At 54.4% G+C, this 6,922-nt stretch carries 5 protein-coding genes; 2 read left to right on the forward strand and 3 right to left on the reverse strand.

Annotated features, from left to right (window positions below):
* Positions 1-26: 26 nt before the first annotated feature.
* Both clpA and clpS read right to left on the reverse strand, forming a co-directional pair.
* Complete coding sequence (gene clpA / locus JWR17_RS09020) at positions 27-2,297, reverse strand: ATP-dependent Clp protease ATP-binding subunit ClpA (protein WP_299830422.1); 2,271 nt, start codon at positions 2,295-2,297, stop codon at positions 27-29.
* Positions 2,298-2,326: 29 nt separating this feature from the next.
* Entirely contained in the window at positions 2,327-2,689 is a 363-nt protein-coding gene (gene clpS / locus JWR17_RS09025) for an ATP-dependent Clp protease adapter ClpS (protein WP_299830430.1), read from the reverse strand.
* Positions 2,690-2,911: 222 nt separating this feature from the next.
* Here clpS and cspD point away from each other — a divergent pair, with 222 nt between their 5' ends.
* Positions 2,912-3,187: a cold shock domain-containing protein CspD gene (gene cspD, locus JWR17_RS09030; RefSeq protein WP_299830424.1), complete on the forward strand. Its 276-nt coding sequence runs from the start codon at positions 2,912-2,914 to the stop codon at positions 3,185-3,187.
* A gap of 98 nt (positions 3,188-3,285) precedes the next feature.
* Here cspD and icd read toward each other — a convergent pair whose 3' ends face one another.
* Positions 3,286-4,542 (reverse strand): NADP-dependent isocitrate dehydrogenase, encoded by a 1,257-nt coding sequence (gene icd / locus JWR17_RS09035; RefSeq protein WP_299830426.1) that lies wholly within the window; start codon positions 4,540-4,542, stop codon positions 3,286-3,288.
* A gap of 371 nt (positions 4,543-4,913) precedes the next feature.
* On the opposite strand from icd, the gene JWR17_RS09040 reads away from it, so the two are divergent.
* A partial coding sequence (locus tag JWR17_RS09040; protein ID WP_299830428.1) for an NADP-dependent isocitrate dehydrogenase occupies positions 4,914-6,922 on the forward strand: 2,009 nt, incomplete at its 3' end.

The raw sequence follows: 6,922 nt of genomic DNA on the forward strand, positions 1-6,922 counted from the left end.
AATGCGAGGCCCTTTTATTTGGCTGTTTAGGCCATTTCTGCCGTGGTTTCGAAATCGAAAGTGATTTCTCCGTCCTTGACATCGATGTGCACTACACCGCCATGCTCCGCCAATTCACCGAAAAGAATTTCTTCGGCGAGAGGACGCTTGATTTTATCTTGAATCAAGCGAGCCATTGGTCGAGCCCCCATCTGCGCGTCGTAGCCACCCTCCGCCAGCCAGGTTCTGGCGGCATCAGTGACCTCAAGCAGCACACGCTTGTCTTCCAGTTGCGCCTGCAGTTCGGTAAGGAACTTGTCCACCACACTTTTAATAACCTCATGGCCGAGGCGGTTAAATTGGATGATGGTGTCCAGACGGTTGCGGAATTCTGGCGTGAAGCTTTTCTTGATCACTTCCATTGCATCGGAAGAGTGATCCTGATGCGTGAAGCCGATCGAGGCCCGTGCGGCAGTCTCTGCGCCCGCGTTAGTGGTCATGATCACGATCACATTGCGGAAGTCAGCCTTGCGTCCGTTGTTATCAGTCAGCGTACCGTGGTCCATCACCTGCAGCAGCAGGTTGAAGACTTCCGGATGCGCCTTCTCGATTTCATCGAGCAGCAGCACGCAATGCGGTTGCTTGGTAATGGCTTCGGTCAGCAAACCACCCTGGTCAAAACCGACGTAGCCTGGCGGTGCACCGATCAAGCGTGAAACGGTGTGGCGCTCCATGTACTCGGACATGTCGAAACGAACCAGCTCAATGCCCAGCGCTTTGGCCAACTGACGAGCCGCTTCGGTTTTACCGACACCAGTAGGCCCGGCGAACAGGAACGAACCTACTGGCTTGTCTGGAGACTTCAGACCGGCACGCGACAGCTTGATGGCCGTGGACAGCGCATCGATCGCGGCATCCTGACCGAACACTGTCAGTTTGAGGTCACGCTCAAGGTTACGCAGAAGCTCCTTGTCGGAACTGTTGACGTGCTTAGGCGGAATACGGGCTATTTTGGCCACGATGTCTTCGACCTGAGGCACTTCAATGCGCTTCACGCGCTTCTCGACGGGTTGCAGGCGTTGGTACGCACCGGCTTCGTCGATTACATCAATGGCTTTGTCTGGCATGTGCCGATCATTGATGTAACGCGATGCCAACTCAGCTGCGGCACGCAAGGCTTCGTCGCTGTACTCGATACCATGATGCTGCTCGAAACGCCCCTTGAGGCCTCTCAGAATGCCAATGGTGTCTTCAACCGAAGGTTCTGACACATCGACTTTCTGGAAACGCCGCGCCAATGCCCGATCCTTTTCAAAGATCCCGCGGAATTCCTGAAAGGTCGTCGAGCCAATGCAACGGATATCACCCGATGACAACAGCGGCTTGAGCAGATTGGAGGCGTCCATTACCCCACCCGACGCTGCGCCAGCACCGATGATGGTATGGATTTCATCGATGAACAGGATCGCTTGAGGGCGTTTTTTCAGTTCATTGAGCAGCGCTTTGAAGCGCTTCTCGAAATCGCCGCGGTATTTGGTCCCTGCCAGCAAGGCGCCGAGATCAAGGGAATAGACCACGCTGTTGGCGAGCAAGTCGGGGACCTGATTGTCAACAATGCGCTTGGCCAGACCTTCTGCGATAGCCGTTTTGCCGACGCCCGCTTCACCGACCAGCAATGGATTGTTCTTGCGTCGGCGCGCGAGAATTTGCGCGACACGCTCTACTTCCATCTCCCGGCCGACCAACGGATCGATCCGACCTTGACGGGCCAGTTCGTTCAAGTTGCTGGCATAGGCATCCAGAGGATTGCCTGAGGAAGAAGACTCACCGCCCTCGTCATCCTGCATATCTTGCTCACCTTCAGAGTGATCGCCATGCCCTGGTACTTTAGAGATGCCATGAGCGATGTAATTGACGACATCGATCCGGGCAACGCTCTGCTGCTTGAGCAGGAACACCGCCTGGCTTTCTTGTTCGCTGAAGATTGCGACCAGCACGTTAGCGCCAGTGACTTCGCGCTTGCCGGAACTTTGTACATGGAAGACTGCACGCTGCAGTACCCGCTGAAAACCCAGGGTCGGCTGAGTTTCGCGATCTTCGTCATGGACGGGGATCAACGGCGTCGTGGAGTCGATAAACTCCTGCAAATCATGCTTGAGCTTATCGAGGTTTGCGCCGCAGGCACGCAGTACGGTGGCGGCAGCCTCATTGTCCAAAAGGGCCAGAAGGAGATGCTCAACCGTCATGAATTCATGACGCTTCGAACGAGCCTCCTTGAAGGCCAAATTGAGGGTGACTTCGAGCTCACGGTTTAACATAGCTTCACCTCATACCCAAGTGGTCGGCGTTAACCGTCCTTCTCGATCTCACAGAGTAGCGGATGCTGGCTTTCCCTGGCGTATTGGTTTACCTGCATTGCCTTGGTCTCGGCGATGTCGCGGGTAAACAATCCACATACTGCCCGTCCCTCTGTATGGACGGCTAGCATGACCTTGGTCGCCAGCTCACGATTCAGGTTGAAAAACACCTCGAGTACTTCAACAACGAAATCCATCGGGGTGTAGTCATCATTAAACAAAACCACTTTGTACATCGGTGGCGCCTGCAATGCGGGTTTAGCTTCTTTCAGCGCCACTCCAGCGGCGTCATCGTCATGTGTCTCAGGACGATCCTGATTGAATGTTAGTCGAATCTGGCTGATTGCATGCATGGAAAGAAAAGGTTCGTAGGTGGACGGATTCATAAATTTAGCCTCGGCCTGGCCGGGTTATCAACAGACTGCCATATGACCTTGACTATCGGCAAAACAGTGTTACAAACAATAGAACCCACATTGGGTAAAAAGGGTCCGTGCAGTCAACCAAATTCTTTTCGGTCCGGCGGATGAGGTGGATCATACTCCTGACGGAGTCCTTTGCAGAAGGAAAGGAAAATGGCAGTTATTGGCAAAGTCAAATGGTTTAACAACGCCAAAGGCTATGGCTTCATCAATGAAGACGGCAAGACAGAAGACCTGTTTGCCCACTACTCAGCAATCACGATGGATGGGTACAAGACCTTGAAAGCAGGTCAAGCGGTTAAATTCGAAATCATTCAAGGTCCCAAAGGGCTTCACGCAGTTGCTATCAGCCCGGCGACCGAGATCCATTCGTCGCCACCTGCAGTTTCTCCCAGCGACACCAAGACAACGTCAGATGTAAGTGCTTGAACGTTAGATTTCAAGTCCACAAACTGAAATTAGCGTGAAAAAAAACCGGTCAGTTCATATCCGCATGAACCGGCCGGTTTTGTGCGAGCGGTAACCTGTCACATATGAGAAATCAGCGCATCGCCAAACGCAGACGACGACAACAGTGTTGCACCGTCCATCAGCCGCTCGAAATCATAGGTCACGGTCTTCGCAGAAATAGCGCCGTTGGTCCCTTTGATAATCAAATCAGCCGCCTCTGTCCACCCCATGTGCCGCAACATCATCTCTGCCGATAAAATCAGCGAACCCGGGTTCACCTGATCTTTGCCCGCGTACTTGGGCGCAGTGCCATGGGTGGCTTCGAACATGGCAATGGTGTCAGACAAATTGGCACCCGGTGCGATGCCTATGCCGCCGACCTCAGCCGCCAGGGCGTCGGACAAGTAATCCCCGTTCAGGTTTAGGGTCGCGATCACGTCATATTCAGCCGGGCGGAGCAGAATTTGCTGAAGCATGGCGTCAGCAATAGCATCCTTGACGATAACGTTCTTGCCGGTTCTGGGGTTTTTGAACTGCATCCAGGGGCCGCCGTCGAGGAAAGTCGCACCGAATTCCTCTGCCGCCACTTCGTAGGCCCATTCCTTGAAGGCACCTTCGGTGAACTTCATAATGTTGCCCTTGTGCACTATCGTCAGCGAGTCGCGGTCGTTATCAATGACGTATTGCAAGGCTTTGCGCACCAAACGTTTGGTGCCCTGCAGTGAAACCGGCTTGACGCCGATTCCGCAATTTTCGTCAAAGCGAATTTTGGTCACGCCCATTTCTTCTTTCAGGAACTTGATAACCTTGATCGCTTCCGGCGACCCGGCCTTCCATTCGATGCCTGCATATATATCCTCCGAGTTTTCGCGAAAAATGGTCATGTCGACATCGCCGGGCTTTTTCACCGGGCTCGGCACCCCCTCAAACCACCGCACCGGGCGCAGGCACACATAAAGGTCCAATTGCTGGCGCAGGGCGACGTTCAAAGACCGGATACCACCGCCAACAGGCGTGGTCAGCGGACCTTTGATAGAAACCACATACTCTTTAACTGCATCTAGGGTTTCCTGAGGTAACCAAGTGTCCTGGTCGTAGACCTGGGTGGCCTTTTCGCCAGCGTAAACTTCCATCCACGAGATTCTGCGCTCGCCGCCATAAGCTTTTTCAACCGCCGCATTGACCACCTTGATCATCACTGGACTAATGTCGACGCCGATGCCATCGCCTTCAATAAAAGGGATGACTGGATTGTTCGGTACCTTCAAGGAGTGGTCTGGGTTGACCGTGATTTTTTCGCCAACGGTGGGGACCTGAATCTTGTTGTATTCCATGCTGGACTCCAGTTTTTTTCGGTTGAACATCCTGGTTACGGTCGAGCGTAGCCCAGTTGAAACCGGGCGCAGGCTCGGCTGATAGCACTGCCTGCGCAAAAATGACATGGACCAGTGGTATACTCGCGCCGGTGACCAGCTAGTCACTGAGGGCCGAGTGTCTGGATCAAGACCTTCAGCCCTCTGATCAAGCCGACTTGCTACCTGGATAAAAGCTAGCTCAGGTCAAGCGCTTGAAGCAGAAAGGATGCATTCCTCATCACCGCGACGAACCCTCGACTTTCGCCTCATTGATGACTTTGGACGAAAGCGCCTATCCTGCGCATCTCGAGATTTTGTGCACGCTCAGCAAAGAAGAGAGTTACCAAAAAATGTCCATCCGCTCGAAAATCATCTACACCTTTACCGACGAAGCTCCTGCACTCGCCACTTACTCCCTGCTGCCGATCATCGAAGCCTTCACTGCCTTTGCTGATATCGACGTCGAAACACGCGATATTTCGCTCGCAGGCCGCATTCTGGCAAGCTTCCCTGAGAAACTCGGCGCCGACCAAAAAGTGCCGAACCATCTTGCCGAGCTGGGCGAACTGGCGACGACGCCAGAAGCCAACATCATCAAGCTGCCTAATATCAGTGCCTCGGTTCCCCAACTGATCGCCGCCATCAAAGAACTGCAAGCCAGCGGTTTTGATGTACCGGATTACCCGGAAGTACCGACCAGCGACGCTGACAAAGAATCCAAATCCCGCTACGACAAGATCAAAGGCAGCGCTGTGAACCCAGTGTTGCGCGAAGGTAACTCTGATCGTCGTGCACCGCTTTCGGTCAAAAACTACGCTCGCAAGCACCCGCATAAAATGGGCGCCTGGAGCGCAGACTCCAAATCCCACGTTGCTCACATGAGCAGCGGCGATTTCTACGGCAGCGAAAAATCGGCACTGATCGACGCCGCCGGCAGTGTCAAAATCGAATTGATTGCTCAAGACGGCGGTACCACCGTCTTGAAAGAAAAAACCAGCGTGAAGGCTGGCGAGATCATTGATTGTTCGACTATCAGCAAAAAAGCGCTGACCAGCTTCATCGCTGCTGAAATCGAAGACGCTAAAAAACAAGGCGTGCTGCTGTCGGTTCACTTGAAAGCCACCATGATGAAGGTCTCCGACCCGATCATGTTCGGCATCATCGTGGCCGAATACTATAAAGACGCTTTGACCAAGCACGCTGCAGTGCTGAAAGAAATCGGCTTCGATCTGGCCAACGGCATTGGCGATCTGTACTCGCGCATCAAAGCCTTGCCAGCCGCACAGCAAGCCGAAATCGAAGCTGACCTTCAGGCGGTCTACGCTACTCGCCCTGCTCTGGCGATGGTCAACTCCGACAAAGGCATCACCAACCTGCACGTTCCAAGCGACGTCATCGTTGATGCTTCGATGCCTGCGATGATTCGTGACTCTGGCAAAATGTGGAACACCGCTGGCGTTCTGCAAGACACCAAGGCCGTGATCCCGGACCGTTGCTACGCAACGATCTACCAGGCGGTGATCGAAGACTGCAAAAAACACGGCGCGTTTGATCCGACCACCATGGGCAGCGTGCCTAACGTTGGCTTGATGGCGCAAAAAGCCGAAGAGTACGGCTCCCACGACAAGACCTTCGAAATCAAGGCGCCTGGCGTTGTCCGGGTGACCGACGACAAAGGCGTGGTGGTTTTCGAGCAGATTGTTGAAGCCGGTGACATCTGGCGCATGTGCCAGGCCAAAGACGCACCGATTCAGGATTGGGTGAAACTGGCAGTCAACCGTGCACGCGCCAGCAACACCCCGGCCGTGTTCTGGCTCGACCCTCAGCGCGCCCATGATGCTCAAGTGATCAAGAAGGTTCAGACCTACCTGAAAGACCACGACACCTCAGGCCTGGACATCCGCATCATGTCCCCGGTCGACGCCATGGAGTTCACCCTGGCACGCACTCGCCTGGGTCAAGACACCATCTCGGTGACCGGCAACGTGCTTCGCGATTACCTGACTGACCTGTTCCCTATCATGGAACTGGGCACCAGCGCCAAGATGCTGTCGATCGTTCCGCTGATGGCGGGCGGTGGCTTGTTCGAAACCGGCGCTGGCGGTTCAGCACCCAAGCACGTTCAGCAACTGCTGGAAGAAAACTTCCTGCGCTGGGATTCCCTCGGCGAGTTCCTGGCGTTGGCAGCATCCCTCGAGCACCTGGGCGTCACCTACAACAACTCGAAAGCCAAGGTATTGGCCAGCACACTGGACCAGGCAACCGGTCAGTTCCTGGACAATAACAAGTCGCCATCGCGCAAAGTCGGCAACATCGACAACCGCGGCAGCCACTTCTACCTGGCGCTGTACTGGGCTCA

It is taken from the genome of Pseudomonas sp., assembly GCF_028293835.1.
GTDB lineage: Bacteria > Pseudomonadota > Gammaproteobacteria > Pseudomonadales > Pseudomonadaceae > Aquipseudomonas.

Excerpts from the sequence above, each read along its gene's own strand:
- clpA (WP_299830422.1), bottom strand. The coding sequence starts at position 2,297 with ATGTTAAACCGTGAGCTCGAAGTCACCCTCAATTTGGCCTTCAAGGAG.
- clpS (WP_299830430.1), bottom strand. The coding sequence starts at position 2,689 with ATGCATGCAATCAGCCAGATTCGACTAACATTCAATCAGGATCGTCCT.
- cspD (WP_299830424.1), top strand. The coding sequence starts at position 2,912 with ATGGCAGTTATTGGCAAAGTCAAATGGTTTAACAACGCCAAAGGCTAT.
- icd (WP_299830426.1), bottom strand. The coding sequence starts at position 4,542 with ATGGAATACAACAAGATTCAGGTCCCCACCGTTGGCGAAAAAATCACG.